The sequence below is a fragment of the Mycobacteroides sp. LB1 genome, assembly GCF_013449725.1.
In the GTDB taxonomy this organism is placed as follows: Bacteria; Actinomycetota; Actinomycetes; order Mycobacteriales; family Mycobacteriaceae; genus Mycobacterium.
This window is the reverse complement of record NZ_JACCFF010000001.1, coordinates 1,553,906-1,570,014: the sequence shown is the minus strand read 5'-3', so window position 1 is coordinate 1,570,014 and position 16,109 is coordinate 1,553,906. Positions and strand designations below refer to the sequence as shown.

The window sequence follows — 16,109 nt, the reverse complement described above, 5'->3', positions numbered from 1 at the left end:
GTCAGGCGATCCCGCAAGCCGTAGTCCACGCTCCAGAGGTTCGGCCATCGCGGGTTTGGACCAAGGCCACGATCAGAGAGCCGTAGGCGTCGCGCCACACCGAATGGCGTGGCCGTGACGTCGCGGCGCGCAGCGACGTCGAGGCGGTAAACGTGTTGTCGCCCCGCGCGAGCGTGAGCTCATCGCCGTCGACATACAGTTTGGCGTCGGCGATGGCGTCGGGGTCCATACCTTCGACGGCAAGGGTGATGGCGACGGCGCAATCACCGTCGCCGAGGTCTGACTCGTCGACCGTGAGCACGCATTGCGGCGCGATGCCGACAGCCGCCGCGGCGACCGGTAATGCGATAGGTGCCAGGGCCGGTGTCCGCAGGGGAGCGGTACGCCGATCTCGAGTTGCCTCGATGGCGGCGGCCAGGCGTAGTAACCGGACATCGTCATGGCCGCGACCGAGGATCGTGAGCCCGACAGGCATCCCAATATCGTTCAGCGTGCCCATCGGTACGGTGACCGAGGGGATTCCGAGGTGACGCGGCACGAGGTTGCCATTGGCCACCCAGGTGCCGTTGCGCCAGGCCGTATCGGCCGACGCCGGATTGACATCGGCGTCCGCGGCGCCGATATCGGCGACTGCGGGATGGACGACGGCGTCGAGGCCGAGCGTGTCCATCCACCCCTCGAGGTCTATACGACGCGCCGCCTCCAGCCCGGCGACGCCCTCGGCAATCAGTGGGATCTGTTCCAGCTCGGCGATACCGGCGGCGGCGCGGGCCGGATACTCGCCGAGGTCGACCTCCAGGTCGAGGTGGTGACGGTCATACTGATCGGGCAGTGCACCAGGTGGTGGCGGAAAGATCAGTGCACCGTCGATGTCGCGTACATGCGATAGCTCGGGATCGCCGTTGACCTGTAGGAATTCCTCCCAGCCCCAGATGGAAAGGTCCCACAGTTCACGTGCGTCGTATCCGGCCGGGATGAGTCCGCGGTCCAGCATCGTTGCCGCGCCCTCGTAATTGGTGACGACGGGGAAGTCCACTTCGAGCACCTCGGCGCCTGCCGCACACAGGTCGTCGGCGATGCGCCGCCATAGTTCGAGGACGCTTGGACGGGTCTGCACCGGTCGGTCACCGGAGGCATCGCCGATATACATCCGTGGCACCCCCAGCCGGACGCCGCGCAGTGCGTGGGCGTCGGAATCACCTAGTGCGCGGTAGCTTTTGGGTCGCAATGTCGATGCCGCCGGGATCTCGACCCACGGTTGGCGGCGCCAGAAGTCGCCGCGCGGCTCGGGGTCGTCGGCGACGATGATGTCCAGCAGCACCAGCAGGTCGGCGACGCTGCGGGTATGTGGAACGACGACATCCATCGTGGGCACGAGCGGCCAGTTGCCGCGTACCGAGATCACCCCGCGGGACGGGCAGTAGGCCACCAGGGCGTTGCACGAGGCCGGTGCCCGCCCGGAGCTCCACGTCTCCTCGCCGAGCCCGAACGCGCCAAAGCTGGCGGCCGTTGCGGTACCCGATCCGTTGGACGATCCCGATCCGAACGCCGACGTCAGATAGTCGCTGTTGTAGGGACTTTCGGCCCGGCCGTACACGCCGCGCTGCATGCCACCGTTCGCCATCGGCGGCATGTTGGTGAGCCCGAGCAGCACCGCACCGCCGGCGCGAAGTTGAGCGATGGTGAACGCATCGCGTTGGGAGATGAGTCGGGCGAAGGCCGGAGATCCGGCCGCCACCGGCAGCCCCGTCGCGGCGTACGAACCCTTGGCGGTGTACGGGATGCCGTCGAGCGGGCCGAGCGTGGCACCGGCGGCGCGACGCGCATCGGACTCGGCGGCGGCGCAGAATGCCTGCGGGTCGAGGACGGGTACGGCGTTGAGGGTGATCCCGCCGCGGTCGTAGGCGGCGATCCGGCGCAGATACTCGGCGACGAGTGCGACCGACGTCGATTCCCCGGTGATGAGTGCGGCCTGCAGATCGGCGATGCTCGCCTCCACGACATCCATCGCCTAGACCTTTGGTTGCTGCTGGGTGATGCAGTGAATGCCGCCGCCACCGGCGAGGATTGGCCGCGCATCGACCAGTACCACCTCTCGGCCGGGATAAGCCTCGGCAATAATCTCCGCGGCGTGCGAGTCGGCGGCCGGCTCGTCATAGCCGCACAGGATCACGCCGTCTCCGGTGACAAGGTGATTGATATAGCTCCAGTCGACAAATCCGTCGGCATCCCGCAGCGTCGCCGGCGCAGGCAGATCGACCACGTCGAAGGAGCGACCGCGGGCATCGACCGCATCGGCGAACGCGGCACGGAGTTGCGCCGATATTGCGTAGTCGGGATGGTCGCGATTGGTTTGTGCATGCAGTAAGACGGTGCCGGGTGAGGGCAGCGTCGCGATCATGTCGACGTGCCCCTTGGTGCCGAGTGGCTCGTAGTCGCGCGTGAGGCCGCGCGGTAGCCACACGGCGTGGTCGATGCCAAGGGTGCGAGCCAGTTCGGCCTCGACACGGCTGCGGTCGGCGTGCGGATTGCGCAGCGGATCAAGCAATACGGTCTCGGTCAGCAGTACGGTGCCATCACCGTCGACATGGATGGCACCGCCCTCGTTGACCAACAACGACGACACGAGGGTCGCGCCGGCGGCAGCCGCGATTGTGCGGCCGATCTCGCGATCATGTGACCAGCTCTGCGGAGTTGACGACCCCCAGCCGTTGAAGATCCAGTCGACGGCACCCAGTTCACCCGTGGTGTCGTCGACGACGAACGTAGGTCCGATATCGCGCATCCAAAAGTCGTCGAGCGGGGCGACGAGCAGCTCGATATCCGAGGACAACATTCGCCGGGCGCGCTCCTGCTGGCGCGGGTCGACCACCATCGTCACCGGCGTGAAGGCGAGCACCGCATGCGCTACGGCCGTCCAGGCCTGATAGCCGGCCTCGAGCGCGGCGTCATCGTCGCCGAACGTGAGTCCCGGACGCGGGAACGCCATCCAGATCCGCTCATGCGGTTCGGTTTCTGCCGGCATCCGCCATGCCATGTGTGCCTCCAAGGTTGCGCCGATGTGGGTAATCCCGGCTCGGTGGAAACGTTGCATCGATGGGGTGGATTCGGTGCGCTGTCAGGGCGGGCCGATCGTCACGGTATCTATGGCAGCGCTATGTATTTCGTTTCGAGGTATTCCTCGATACCTTCGCTGCCGGCCTCCCGGCCGATACCCGATTCCTTGATACCACCGAACGGCGCCGCCACATCGGAGATGACGCCACGGTTGACGCCGACCATCCCCGATTCGACGGCTTCCGAAACCCGCAGCGCGCGATCCAGATTCGTGGTGTAGACGTAGGCGGCCAGTCCATACTCGGTATCGTTGGCGGCAGCGATTCCCGCGTCTTCGCCGTCGAATCCGGCGATCGCGGCGATGGGGCCGAACACCTCCTCGCGGAGAATCCTTGCGTCCGAAGACACATCGGTGAGCACCGTGGCCGGATAGAAGAATCCGTCACCATCGGAGGCAGCCCCGCCAGCAGTGACGACGGCGCCCTTCGCGACGGCGTCTTGTACCAATTCGTCAACGGAGGCACGCTGTTTGGCCGTGATGAGCGGACCCACCTGGACACCGCTCTCGTCTCCGGGCCCCATGGTGAGTGCGGCCATGCGCGCGGTGAGCTTCTCGGTGAATTCGGCACGTACCGCGTTGTCGACGTGGAAACGGTTGGCAGCGGTGCAGGCTTCGCCGATGTTGCGCATCTTGGCTGCCATCGCGCCGTCGACCGCGGCGTCGATGTCGGCGTCATCAAACACCACGAACGGTGCGTTACCGCCCAGTTCCATCGATGAGCGCAAAACCCTCGTCGCACACTGCGCCAGCAGAATCTTGCCAATGCCGGTGGAGCCGGTGAAGGTGAGCTTGCGCAGCCGGGGATCGGCCAGCAGGGGTTCCGTCAGCTGGGCGGAGCGCGAGGTGGGAAGAATGGAGAGCACGCCGGGAGGCAATCCGGCATCGGCGAATACCTGTCCCAGTAGCAGCATCGTCAGCGGGGTCTCGCCGGCGGGTTTGACGACCATGGTGCAACCGGCGGCCAACGCCGGGCCGATCTTGCGGGTGCCCATGGCCAGTGGGAAGTTCCACGGGGTGATGGCCAGGGTTGGACCGATGGGCTGCTTGGTCACCAGGATCCGGCCCGTGCCGGTTGGCGAGGCGGTGTACCGGCCGTTGATGCGGACGGCCTCTTCGGAGAACCATCGCAGGAACTCGCCACCGTAGGTCACCTCGCCCTGGCTTTCCGCCAGCGGCTTGCCCATTTCGAGGGTCATCAACAGCGCGAAGTCATCGCGTCGGGCCATCACCAATTCCCATGCTCGGCGCAGGATTTCGGCGCGTTCACGGGGCGCGGTCGCTGCCCAGGAGCGTTGCGCGGCGACGGCCTCGTCGAGTGCGACGGCGCCGTCCGCGGCGGAGGCATCGGCCACGGTGGTGAGCACAGCACCCGTTGCCGGGTTGTGGACGGAGAACCGGGCACCCGTCGATGACGGGGTCTGCTTGCCCCCGATCCACAGGTCGGTCGGGACGGCATCGATCAATGTTGCGTGGTCGGTCACCGGTTGCTCGCCTTCTCGCGGATGATGTCGGCGAGGACGGTGATGCCCTCGTCGAGTAGATCGTCACCGATCACCAGCGGCGGTAGCAACCGAATGACGTTGCCGAACGTACCGCAGGTGAGGATCAGGACGCCCCGAGACAGTGCCTCGGCGGCAATGGCTTTGGTCAGCGCCGCGTCGGGTTCGAGAGTGCCGGATGCGACGATCTCGATGGCCAGCATGGCGCCGCGGCCGCGTACTTCGCCGATGACGCTCACTTCCTCGGCGAGTGCCCGCAGCCGGGGTACCACCGAGGTCTCGATGGCGCGTGCACGAGCCGGCAGGTCTAGGTCGCGCATGGCATCCAGTGTCGCGATGGCCGCCGCGCAGGCGACGGGATTGCCGCCGTAGGTTCCGCCCAGTCCGCCCGCGTACACCGCATCCATGAGCTCGGCGCGCCCGGTGATGGCCGCGAGCGGCATGCCGCCGGCGATGCCCTTGGCCATGGCGACGATATCTGGGACGACATCGTCGTGTTCGGAGGCGAACCATGCACCGGTGCGTGCGAATCCGGTCTGCACCTCGTCGGCGATGAAGACGACGCCGTTTTCCCGCGCCCAATTCGCGAGCGTGGAAAGGAATCCGGGAGCGGGGACGATGAACCCGCCCTCGCCCTGGACGGGTTCGATGATGACCGCGGCCAGCGACTGCACACCGATCTGGGTTTCCATGCGGGAGATCGTGCGGCGTGCGGCCTCTTCGCCGGTCAGTCCCGGCTCGTCACGCAGCGGGTAGGAGGCCGGCATCCGGTAGACCTCCGGCGCAAAGGGGCCGAACTGCGACTTGTAGGGCATGGACTTGGCGGTGAGCGCCATCGTCAGGTTGGTGCGGCCGTGGTAGGCGTTGTCGAAGGCGACGACCGCGGGGCGGCCTGTCGCCAACCGTGCCACCTTGATGGCGTTTTCCACGGCCTCGGCGCCCGAGTTGAACAGCGCGGTGCGCTTCTCGTGGTCGCCGGGCGTCATGGCGTTGAGGAGCTCGGCCACCCGGACGTATGCCTCATAGGGCGTCACCATGAAACAGGTGTGGGTGAAATGTGTTGCTTGATCGGCGATTGCAGCCGCAACGGCCGGATGAGAGGCGCCCACGGTGGTCACCGCGATACCGGAGCCCAGGTCGATGAAGGAGTTGCCGTCGGCATCGACGATGACACCGCCGTCAGCGTCGACGGCGTAGACGGGGGCGGTGGAGCCGACACCGGCGGATACCGCAGCACGCCGCCGTTCGGCGAGCGCGCTGGACCGGGGACCGGGCAGGGGTGTCACGATATTGCGCTTCTGGGCAAGGCGATACGTGATGTCGTTCATGGTGCGTCCTGTCCTGGATCTGACCTGAGATCTTGCGATCTCAGTCTGCCGCGATGGTCACTTTCTGGGAATGGCCGATTTGTCCATCAGCAGTCTGTGGACCCGCCGTTTTGGCATGTCGAGTACGGCCACCTTTGGGCGCATTGGTACCGGTACGCCGACATGGCTAGAGGTGTGGGTCTTCTTAGGGCCCCGCGAGCGCGTACGCGAAACGTGCAGGCCGATGGTTATGGCAATGGGGTGAAGTTCTCATCCTTCGCTACATTTGGCATTCGACCGAGGTTGGCAAACAATAGGTAATCATCCCTCGCGAACCCTTAGACCTGCGATCTGGCAATGTCGACGTGGGCGGGTGTCGTGACGATCAATCCTCGGGGCGAGCGCCAGGGAGGTGGCTCCGGCGGAAACCTGACAATTGGTTGACAAGGTTGCTGTATAGACATACTGTACCTTTGAACTGTTAGTTTCTAGGAATTAAAGTTATCTAATCGGGATGATCTCGCGGTAGCGGACCCGATTGGGGGGGAGTCGTTTTGGTCTCGCTCGGATGATGAGTTGGCCGTAGATTCGGGCTGCATGCCGTATTCAGGACCGTCGTCAATGGCTACTTATCCATGTGGTTTAGCTTGGTGTGCTGATAATAGACCCGGCGATCACGCTGGCGTACTGTCTGACGCGCCCATGCTGACCCCAGCGGTCCGTGTGTACCCGCTCTGCCAACCCGTAGCGCGTGGCCCCGACCGCCGTCCAATCGCAACCGCTAGTGCCGCACGTGAGCCTGAGGGAAAGGGAGAACGCCGATGACACCCATGAAGTCACCGAAAACTCGAACGCCCGTTGGTATCCGGCGTGCTCTCGCAGCCATCGCGGTCACGGCCGTCGCGATAGCGGGCTGGCACCTGAACATCAACGCCACGACTGGCATCGGTGTGCTCGGACTGCCAGCCGCGATCGCGGAACCGACCGGCCCGCCTGGGCCCACTGGCGGCATGACCGATGGCGGCGGCTCTCAATTCCAGCCACCCCAAATGCCAGCGTCACAGCCCGAATACCAGGGCGGCAACAACCTGCCGCCCCTAGACCAAAACAGCGGAATCAACATCTACAACAGCGGCGCGCCGCAAGCCGGACAACAGGCCGGAGGTCAGCAGCCTCAACAAGGTGGCCAGCAGCCCCAGCACGGCACCCAACCCCCGGGCTACCAAACTGCCACCCCGTACACCCAAGGCCCCGGCCAAGCCAACCCGGAATATCAAGCACCGCAACAGGGTAACCAGCCACAGCAGCCACAACAGGGCAACCAGCCACAGCAGCCGAGTCAGACGCCGCCCCCGACACAGACTGGACAGCCGACACAGACTGAGCGCGCGCCAGAGCCCCGCTCTGAGAATTCCAACGACGAGACTTCTCAAAAGGAAAACGGCAAGAACAACACAGATCAGCAGTGCGATGTGGGGTTTCTAAGCTTGGCGATGAGCGGTGCGCCGTTACCAGGTGCTGGCTCGCTACCCGCGGCGAATTTCAGTGAGCTGTACACGCTTTCGTACTCGGGGGTGACCGGCCCTCCTGGCGGGAAAGTTCTGAATGTCGACACCTCGGCTCTGCAAGGGCGTCAGCTTGATGCGGCTAACACGGCTATCGCGGCATGGAAGGCTGCCCAGCATGCGGTGTCAATTGTGAACGCGCCCGGCGAGGGTGCAATTAAGTTCTTATCGCTTGATCTTGGACTGAACACCCTCCCAGATGGCGGGACGGTCATTGGCCAGTATAAGCAGCTGAGCAATGTGATCGAACTCAATAGTGCCTGGCTACCAACGGCCGCTCAGGATAAAGTTGTCTCCAACATTGTCCACGAGATGGGTCATGCGCTTGGATTAGCGCACTCTTGCCCGACGACGGTAATGAACGCAAATATCGCTCCGTCGCCCCCGACAGCGCCCACGCCAATGGATATCGCGGTCGTCCGTCAACGATGGTCGTGATCGACAGGGAGAAAATGAGATGGGAATCGCAATGAAGAATCTAAGAATAGGAAGCCTCGCAGTCGCCTGCTTGATGGGCTTGCTGCCTCTTGGCTGCTCGTCCTCGCAACAGCCAAAAGCATCCCCGGACGAGCCCAAGAGCCCCCAGGTTACGCAAAGCGCCGCGACGCCGACACCAACCAGCAAGTGCGGTCTGATTGATCGGCAGTTTGACTATGACCGGAGTGACTGGCGCATCCTCTCAGGTAGGGCCGCCGTTGTCGCTGTTATTTCAGTAGAGCGTGTCGTAGATGAGAGTTTCGATATGTCGCCAGGGAACATCCCACGTACGATTTTTGAATTGCGACGGGTTAAGCCGATAAAGGGTGAATTGCCGGATGTATCGAAGGCCATCCAAGGCGGGACAAAGGAATGTCCGCTGCTAGGTGAGCCCCTCGTACAGGTTGGACACACCTATATTGTCGCTCTGGCTTTCAAACCTGATAACCCGAAGAATGAATACGGCGTGATGGGAAATGAGGAACTCTCGAGTGCCGATGCTCAAAATCTCATGGACGGCAGGCCGGTGAGTTCAGAGACTCAGGCCCTGCTGGATGCCATCGCAAACCCCGTGAGTCCCTCATCGGGCCGGTGAAACGCCCCGATGAGTCGGGTTCGTCGATGATTTCCTATCTCATTTCGGCAGCGGTGCGGTGCCCCGAGCCAGGGTGCGCCCCTGGAAGAAGTCGGGGTTTCGGAACCGCATGATCACCATGAGTATCGCCCCGACGAAGAGGACTCCGAAGCCCAGATAGAACACCAGGCCGATGCCGCCGATCGAGGCACCGCTTCCAGTCTTCTCGGGATCCATACTCTCGCGCACGGAGATCACGAACACCCCTGCCAGCATGAGCCCGCCCAGGAGCGGAAAGAGAAACTTATAGACGGCATTGTGGGCATTCTGGAACAGCTCCGCGCGGAAGTACCACACGCAGGCGAAGGCTGTGATGCCGTAGTACCAGCAGATCATGATGCCAAGGGCGGCAATGGTATCCAGCAAGGTGCGGTCGGACAGTAGGCTGACAACGGTGTAGAAGACTGCGGTGACCACACCGGCTACCACCGTGCTGAATGTTGGCGTCAGGAATCGTGGGCTGACAGTGGCGAACCGTTTCGGGAATGCGCCGTAGGTCCCCATGGCAAGCATGGTGCGGGCGGCGGGCAGGGAAGTGGTTTGCAGGCTCGCCACCGCAGAGGCGAATATCGCCAGGAGGAGTAGTGGGCCGAACCAGCTGCCCAACACCGGATTGGCGAGGGCGCCAAAGACATTGTCCTTGTTCTCCTCGTTGGCCAAGCCCAATTCGGTGTCGCCGACCCCGGCGAACATCATGACCGCAACTGCCACCAGCAGATAGGTCAGCAGGATCGACAGCACACACAGCAGGCCGGCACGTCCGGGTACCTTCGTCGGGTCCTTGCACTCCTCGCCGAGCGTCAGGCAGGTATCCCAACCCCAGAATGCGAATATCGAGCCGACGAGCCCAATGACAAAGGCGCTTAAGGTCAGTCCGGTCAGCGGGTTGAACCAGTCGAGGTCGAAGTCGAGATGTCCGGCGATGCTGGGTGCCTTCGTGATGGCGACGACGGCGAAGAGCACCAGCACGATCATCTGAAATCCGACGAGAACGTATTGCACTTTTTCGCTCGTGGTGATGCCACGGCTGGAGATGTACGTGGCGATGGCCAGCAACGCCACGGTCGAGATGATGTTGGTGGCCTTGTCATTGGCGAGTTCGGCGAGTGTTTGATTATGAAAGATGGCACCTAGGAACTGATACCCGTATTGCACACCGATTGATGCCAGGTTGGATAACACGATGATGGTAGCGATCACCATGCCCCAGCCGCACATCCAGCCGATGTAAGGTCCGAATGCCTTGGTGGACCAGGTGAATGAGGCCCCGCAGTCGGGTGCGCGGGAATTCAGCTCCCGATAGGCGTAGGCGGTGAGGAACATCGGAATGAATCCCGCGATCAGGATGGCCGGCATCTTGAGGCCGACGGCGGCGACGATCAGGCCGATGCTGGCGGTGAGCGTGTATCCCGGCGCCACCGTGGAGATGCCGAGGATCGCGCCGGTGAAGGTGCCGATACGCCCGGCCGCCAAGCCTTTCGAGACGAGTCCCTCGGCGTGCTCGGACTGTTCCAGCTCGGTACGAGCCACATCCTCAGTCATGGTCGGCCGCTTCTTCCTTGGGGATCACGACCATCGGTACCTGCAACACCCGGAGCATCTTGGCAGCCGTCGACCCGAGGAACAGTCGCCGTGGCTGCGCGAGGCGGCTGGAGCCGACCATGATGACGTCGCCTTCGTGCCAGTCGAGCTTATTGACGGCCGCCTCCACCGTCGGCCCGTTGGCCACGATCGAGGTGACCGGAAAGTTAGGCGGTAGTACTTGTTTGGCTGTCTCGAGGGACTGCTGGGCGTGAATGGTTGCGCGTTCGCGCGCCGACTGATCGTCGTCCCCGCCGGGAATCGGGTCAACGGAGACCAGTGACACCAGACGCAGCGGTGTTCCCGCGCGCTGGCAGGCATGCAACGCCGCGTCCAGTAGCACGCGTGCGCCTGGCCGGGTTCCCATGGCACAGGTGATTTCGCGAACTCGGAGGTTCTTCTGGTAGCGCGCACCACGCGGCGAGATCACCAGAGGTATCGGGGATGAGTGCACGAGCTCGTTGACCACTGATCCCAGCGACAGGCTGCCGACCAGCCCACCCCCGGATCCACCCACCACGACGGCCTCTGCTCCCAGGGCCTCGCACTGTGCGATGAGACCCTCGGCGATCGACTCGTGGAAGCTGATATGCGTTTTTACGGTGAGGTCGTCGGGAATGGTGGCCTCGGCATGTTTCAGCCAGTGAGTGGCGTTCTCGGACAATATGTCCTGGCGCTCCTGCTGCGGAAGCGGGGCGAGGATCGGACGGTCCTGGGGAAGCACCATGCACAGATCGAGGTGCGCACCTAGCGAGCGCGCGATCTGTGCTCCCACCGCCAGAGCGTCATCGCCGCCCGGAGTGGCCAGGTATGCAACGGCAATCCTTTTGGCGGCGGTGTTCACGGCTAGGCCTCCTCGTGTCCGGACGTGTGACAGTTCTTTGGCGGGGTGGGCGCCACGTCGATGGATGGGTTGCGGTCGAAGAACCCGACCGGTTTGAGCCAGAAGTTCACGGTGTCGACGGGCATGATCGGCCAGTCCTCAGGCCGGGTGATGTGGTGGATACCGAACACGTACCACAGCACCACATCGGTGTTCTCGATTGAGCGGTTGCGTTCGGTCCAGGCGGGCAGGCCGTGGTCTTCCTTGCTCTGTGTGACAAATTCTCCTGCAGGCCAGCGTTCCTCGGGTGAGTTGGGGGTCACCCAGAGGGTGTGTTCGATCGCGCGGCAGCGCGCCAGCACCGGTGAGGATGGATCGAACATGGCCGGGATGGCCGCGCCGGGCACCAGCTTGTAAGCAGGCGCGGTGCCGATGCCGTTGCGAGTGTTGTCGTTGACGACCTTCCAGGCGCGCTGGGTTTCCCAGCAGAAGTCCTGTTTGCCTTCCGATTCGGTGCGAAGGGGAGTGTTCCGCTGCCGTAGGGACAGCCCGTACGGATTATCGGGACCGACGGGCACGATCTCGGTTTCGGTGGCGTACACGGTGTTCTCGGTGCCGTCGACATCCAGATCCAGCCTCGCGACCAGGAAATGCTGGTGATACGGGGCATAGGTGCGGTTGTCGACGAGGGTTCCGTGGGGGTGTGCGGCCCCCTCGGGGAAGTTGCTCACCACCATGATTCCTGTTGCACGGACCTCACATTCGATGTTTCCGTCCTGGTAGAACCGCCAGTAGGTGAGGTACTCGTAGTTGGCGACGGTGACGTGGAAGGAGACGGTGAGGCGCCGCATGCGCCGCACTTCGGCACCGTGGTCGTGGTCGACGTGCTTCCACAGGACGGCGTTGTCCTCTTCGTGGATGCAGATTGCGTTCTTGATGGTGAACGGCTCACCCTTGCTGTTGTGCAGCACGGCATCGAGGTATCGGATCTCGCCGAGGCAGTCGCACCCAAGTTCCAATGAGGTGGTCATGAAGCCGATGCCCCACTCGCCGATATCGAAAGCAGTTCTGCGGTAATGATCTTCGCAGTGATCCCGGTACGGCACCATCATCTCGGCGAAGGATAGCCGGTTGGCGACCGACCGTACCTTGCCGTTGTCGTTGTACGTCACCGCGTGCAGCGTCATGCCCTCGCGGTAGTTGAAACCGACCCGCAGCGACCAGTTCTGCCATTCGAGTTTGTTGCCCTCGATGGTGAAGGAGGGGCCGTCGGGCTGGGTGATGTTCAGTGGTCGAAGCGATTCCCGAGTGCTCTGCTGGCGCACGCGTTCCGGTATGTGCCGCGGTACGTACTCGCCCATCATCTCGGGCCGTTCGACGGTGAACGTATCCTCGATTTCGAGTAGCTCCATGCTGTTCATATCGATGATGCAGTGGAATCCGTTGACGGGGCCCGCGTACGGGTTGGCCCCTTGGGTGGAACGCACCCAGGTGTCCGACCACCCGAGGCGTCTGCCCTTGTATTTCTCGGGCATGACCGCATCGCCGTATGTCCAGGTGTCCATAAACACCAGGTCCATGTTGGTGATGCCGCGTTTGGCCAGGGCGGCGATGACGTCGGGGTTGCGCCGAAGGGCCGCGTCGGCCTCTTCCCACTCATCGACGGTGAAGTTGGGTTGCACGCCGGGAATGTGCGTCCAGGACAGCACTTCGCCGGAGGTCAGCGAGACGACCGCCTTGTAGGTGGCGTTTCGCGCGGTGTCCAGACACGTGGCGAGCACTTGACGATCGGGCCGCACGCCGTGCTGGTCGAATGCCGCGATCTCCGCCTTGGCAGGCTCGGACAGCTCGATGGAGGTGTACCGCCAGTGCTGTCCGACATCGCGCGCCTGCGCCAGAATCTTGGCGGTCGCGCTGAATTCCTCCGCGGCCAGAGGATCGAGGGGGTGGAACGTATCAGTCGTCATCGCTAGTGCGCACTCATCACGTGCTTGATCCGGGTGTAGTCCTCCACGCCGTAGGCCGACAGGTCCTTGCCGTAACCGGAGTATTTGAAGCCGCCGTGTGGCATCTCGGCGACCAGCGGGATATGGCAGTTGACCCATACGCAACCGAAATCCAGTTCGCGGGTGAATTTTTCGGCGGTTGCGTGATCCTTGGTCCACACGCTGGAAGCCAGCGCGTAGCGCACTCCGTTGGCGAGACGGACGGCTTCGTCTGCGTCGGTGAAGGATTGGACCGTCAGGATCGGCCCAAAGGTCTCTTCCTGAACTATCGAGTCGTCCTGCCGAACGCCGGTCACGATGGTGGGCTCGATGAAGTACCCCTTGTCACCCCAACGCTTTCCGCCGGTCACTACCGTGGCATGCGCGGGTAGGTTATCGAGCTTCTTGGTGACCGCGGTGAAGTGGTTGACGTTGTTCATCGGCCCATAGAAGGCGTCCGGGTCATCGGGCAGGCCGGGGCGCAGCGTCTGTGCCGCGGAATTGAGGGCGTTGACGAAATCGTCGTGGATCGACTCGTGCACGATTACCCGGGTGGCCGCCGTACAGTCCTGGCCCGCGTTGAAGAAGGCGGCCTGCGCGATGCCGATGGCGGCCTTCTCGAGATCGACGTCACCGAATACCACGACCGGTGCCTTGCCGCCGAGTTCAAGGTGACTCCGCTTGAGTTGCTCGGCCGCCGAGGCGGCGACGGCGATACCGGCACGCACCGAGCCGGTGATCGAAACCAGCCCAACGGCAGGATGACTCACCAACTCGGAGCCGGTGGTGGCGGTCCCAAGCACGACGTTGAACACCCCATCCGGCAGGATGCCCTTCGTCAATCGGGCCAGCACCAGAGTGCTTTCCGGAGTGGTGTCGCTCGGTTTGAGCACGATGGTGTTCCCGGCCGCCAACGCTGGGCCGATCTTCCAGATGGCCATCATGAACGGGTAGTTCCACGGTGTTACCTGCCCGACGACCCCGATCGGCTCGCGGCGGACATATGAGGTGAACCCCTCCATGTACTCGCCGGCCGACTTGCCTTCGACGAGCCGTGCCGCTCCCGCGAAGAAGCGGACTTGATCCGCACTCACTGCCACCTCTTCAGCGGCGATGACGGCCTTGGGCTGGCCGGTGTTGCGGCTTTGAGCCTCGACAATTTCATCCGAGTGCGCCTCAATGGCGTCGGCGAGTTTGAGCAGCGCTTGCTGACGGACGCTCGGTGTGGTTCTGCCCCAGGAGGCGAAGGCGCGTTCTGCGGCGGTCACGGCCGCATTCACGTCCTCGGCGTTGGATACCGGCGCGCGGCCGACAACCGATTCATCGACCGGACTGATCAGGTCGATCGGCTCGGAGGATTTCAGGGACAAAGAGTCGACGAACTTACCGTCGATGTAATTCTGGAGTACCGAGTCCGGCATATCGCACAGTCCGTCCGTCGAGGGGTCCCTTAAGCACCTAAGCGCCCAGAAGTCAGTGTCCGCCAGTGTGGCGCACGGCACATCCGTGATCATCTGACAATTTCGGGAATCTTCGCGGTATTTTTCACCATTCTGTACAGTCCCGTGAGATGAGCGTTCCGGTGCGCTGGGTGCTGGATCAGCCAGAACTGAAACTCGCCCTGAGGGGCGGTGCCGCCGGTCTGGGGCGTGAGGTCAATTTGGCCCTCACCACAGAACTCGCCGACCCCGCACGATGGCTGTCCGGTGGAGAGCTGGTGCTCACCACCGGCATCGGTCTGCCTGCCAGTGCCCGGGAACAGCGGAAATATCTGCGGGCGCTCGACGAAAATAGCGTTGCCGCATTGGGATTCGGCACCGGACTGACATTCGATGAGGTGCCGCCGGAATTGGTGGCGGCCGCAGACGAGCTGGGCATGCCGCTGCTGGAGGTACCGCTTCGCACCCCGTTTGCCGCGGTCGTCAAGGGGGTAAGCACTCGTATCGCCGAACTGGAGTACGACGCGGTGCTGCGGGCATCGCGGGCCCAGCCCAGGATCACCCGAGCGATCGTCAGTGGGGGTGCGCAGGCGGTCGCCGCGGAATTGGGACGGTCACTGCGTGCCAGCGTGGTGGTTCTGGACACCGGTGGCACGGTGGTCGCGAGTCATCCGCGCAATCTGGATGTCGCGACGGTGAATCTGGTTCGGGGCGCGTTGACCCCGAGCGCATCGGCGGGTGTACAACTGCTGGACCCAGACGTCGCCGTCTCACAACAGACCATCGGCGTGGGCGGGACCTCGTACGGGGTGCTGGCCGTCGTCAGCAAGACCCCGTTGACCTTCGTGGACCAGGTGCTGCTGGGGCATGCAAATTCCTTGTTGGCCTTGGACTTCGACAAGCCAACGCGGCTGCAGGAGGCGCAGCGCCAATTGAATGGGCAGGCGTTGGGGCTGCTGCTCAGCGATGAACGGAATCTGGATCCGGTGTGGGCGCAATTGGCACAGGCCGCCGACGGGCGCGGAAGGATCAGGGCGTTAGTGGTGAACGTCGGAAGCGGATCGGCATCCGCATCGATGGTGCGGCGGGTGCTGCCCGCACTCACCGGGGCCCTGGAATCCGCGGGTTATGCGGTCTTCGCGCACGCCGCCGACTCCGAGCTGACGGTCGTGATACCGGGTTCGGAGACCGCCGACTTTGCCCGGCAGTTGTTCATCGAGTTGGATGGGCGCACCCGGAAGGGGCTACGGGTGGGGTTGAGCGGAGCGCACCCGGTGGGGCGGCTTGTTGATGCGGTGCGGAACGCGAAGCTCGCCGCATCGGTGGCCGAACGCGGCGGGACGCCGCTGGAGTTCACCTCGCTTGCGGGTAGCGCACTACTGTCCTTCGGTGCGAGTCGCGAGGTGCTGGTCGCCGTCGCGAACGCGACGTTGGCTCCCGTCGCCGAGCACGACACCACCCACGGCACCGAATTACTGGCCTCCCTGCGGGCTTACCTAGAGGCCAACGGCCACTGGGAATCGGCTGCCGCCACCATCGGCGTGCACCGCCATACGCTGCGAAAACGCATCGAAACTGTGCAGTCGCTGCTGGCCTGTGACCTCGATGTCGCGCGGGTGCGTGCCGAGCTGCTGCTAGCGATGCTCGCGGGCACGCCGACAACCGGGAACTGATCACGCAT

General features: G+C 63.7%; 11 protein-coding genes. 3 read left to right on the top strand and 8 right to left on the bottom strand.

Annotation, left to right across the window (positions count from 1 at the left end; translation table 11 throughout):
* Window position 1: 1 nt before the first annotated feature.
* The 4 genes from MLB1_RS07700 to gabT form a co-directional block, all read right to left on the bottom strand.
* Window positions 2–2,008: an amidase gene (locus tag MLB1_RS07700; RefSeq protein WP_180749036.1), complete on the bottom strand. Its 2,007-nt coding sequence runs from the start codon at window positions 2,006–2,008 to the stop codon at window positions 2–4.
* 3 nt (window positions 2,009–2,011) lie between these two features.
* A complete protein-coding gene (locus MLB1_RS07695; protein WP_180749034.1) occupies window positions 2,012–3,037 on the bottom strand; it encodes an agmatine deiminase family protein in 1,026 nt (341 codons plus the stop codon).
* A 107-nt stretch (window positions 3,038–3,144) separates the two neighbouring features.
* The gene (locus MLB1_RS07690; protein ID WP_180749032.1) at window positions 3,145–4,599 is read right to left on the bottom strand and encodes an NAD-dependent succinate-semialdehyde dehydrogenase; all 1,455 of its coding nucleotides are present in this window, start codon (window positions 4,597–4,599) and stop codon (window positions 3,145–3,147) included.
* Window positions 4,596–5,945 carry a 4-aminobutyrate--2-oxoglutarate transaminase gene (gabT, locus tag MLB1_RS07685; protein WP_180749031.1) on the bottom strand — a complete coding sequence of 450 codons (1,350 nt, stop codon included), beginning with the start codon at window positions 5,943–5,945 and terminating at the stop codon, window positions 4,596–4,598. The genes MLB1_RS07690 and gabT overlap by 4 nt, the downstream gene beginning before the upstream one ends.
* 800 nt (window positions 5,946–6,745) lie before the next feature.
* Here gabT and MLB1_RS07680 point away from each other — a divergent pair.
* Window positions 6,746–7,927: a hypothetical protein gene (locus MLB1_RS07680; RefSeq protein WP_180749030.1), complete on the top strand. Its 1,182-nt coding sequence runs from the start codon at window positions 6,746–6,748 to the stop codon at window positions 7,925–7,927.
* A gap of 19 nt (window positions 7,928–7,946) precedes the next feature.
* Window positions 7,947–8,561 carry a hypothetical protein gene (locus MLB1_RS07675; RefSeq protein WP_180749029.1) on the top strand — a complete coding sequence of 205 codons (615 nt, stop codon included), beginning with the start codon at window positions 7,947–7,949 and terminating at the stop codon, window positions 8,559–8,561.
* A 39-nt stretch (window positions 8,562–8,600) separates the two neighbouring features.
* On the opposite strand, the gene MLB1_RS07670 is transcribed toward MLB1_RS07675, so the two are convergent.
* The 4 genes from MLB1_RS07670 to MLB1_RS07655 are packed head-to-tail and all read right to left on the bottom strand — an operon-like array spanning window position 8,601 to window position 14,410.
* Entirely contained in the window at window positions 8,601–10,142 is a 1,542-nt protein-coding gene (locus tag MLB1_RS07670) for an APC family permease (RefSeq protein ID WP_180749028.1), read from the bottom strand.
* On the bottom strand, window positions 10,135–11,025 hold the full coding sequence (locus tag MLB1_RS07665; RefSeq protein WP_180749027.1) for a universal stress protein: 891 nt from the start codon (window positions 11,023–11,025) through the stop codon (window positions 10,135–10,137). Before MLB1_RS07665 ends, MLB1_RS07670 begins: the two co-directional genes overlap by 8 nt.
* 2 nt (window positions 11,026–11,027) lie before the next feature.
* The gene (locus MLB1_RS07660; protein ID WP_180749026.1) at window positions 11,028–12,971 is read right to left on the bottom strand and encodes a primary-amine oxidase; all 1,944 of its coding nucleotides are present in this window, start codon (window positions 12,969–12,971) and stop codon (window positions 11,028–11,030) included.
* Between the two features lie 2 nt (window positions 12,972–12,973).
* Entirely contained in the window at window positions 12,974–14,410 is a 1,437-nt protein-coding gene (locus MLB1_RS07655) for a gamma-aminobutyraldehyde dehydrogenase (protein WP_180749025.1), read from the bottom strand.
* A gap of 161 nt (window positions 14,411–14,571) precedes the next feature.
* Between MLB1_RS07655 and MLB1_RS07650 the strand changes: the two genes are divergently transcribed.
* Window positions 14,572–16,101 (top strand): PucR family transcriptional regulator, encoded by a 1,530-nt coding sequence (locus tag MLB1_RS07650; RefSeq protein ID WP_180749753.1) that lies wholly within the window; start codon window positions 14,572–14,574, stop codon window positions 16,099–16,101.
* Window positions 16,102–16,109 lie beyond the last annotated feature (8 nt).

What these genes read in the sequence shown, in the direction of transcription:
- MLB1_RS07700 (WP_180749036.1), bottom strand. Translation starts at nt 2,008, where the DNA reads ATGGATGTCGTGGAGGCGAGCATCGCCGATCTGCAGGCCGCACTCATC.
- MLB1_RS07695 (WP_180749034.1), bottom strand. Translation starts at nt 3,037, where the DNA reads ATGGCATGGCGGATGCCGGCAGAAACCGAACCGCATGAGCGGATCTGG.
- gabT (WP_180749031.1), bottom strand. Translation starts at nt 5,945, where the DNA reads ATGAACGACATCACGTATCGCCTTGCCCAGAAGCGCAATATCGTGACA.
- MLB1_RS07680 (WP_180749030.1), top strand. Translation starts at nt 6,746, where the DNA reads ATGACACCCATGAAGTCACCGAAAACTCGAACGCCCGTTGGTATCCGG.
- MLB1_RS07675 (WP_180749029.1), top strand. Translation starts at nt 7,947, where the DNA reads ATGGGAATCGCAATGAAGAATCTAAGAATAGGAAGCCTCGCAGTCGCC.
- MLB1_RS07670 (WP_180749028.1), bottom strand. Translation starts at nt 10,142, where the DNA reads ATGACTGAGGATGTGGCTCGTACCGAGCTGGAACAGTCCGAGCACGCC.
- MLB1_RS07660 (WP_180749026.1), bottom strand. Translation starts at nt 12,971, where the DNA reads ATGACGACTGATACGTTCCACCCCCTCGATCCTCTGGCCGCGGAGGAA.
- MLB1_RS07655 (WP_180749025.1), bottom strand. Translation starts at nt 14,410, where the DNA reads ATGCCGGACTCGGTACTCCAGAATTACATCGACGGTAAGTTCGTCGAC.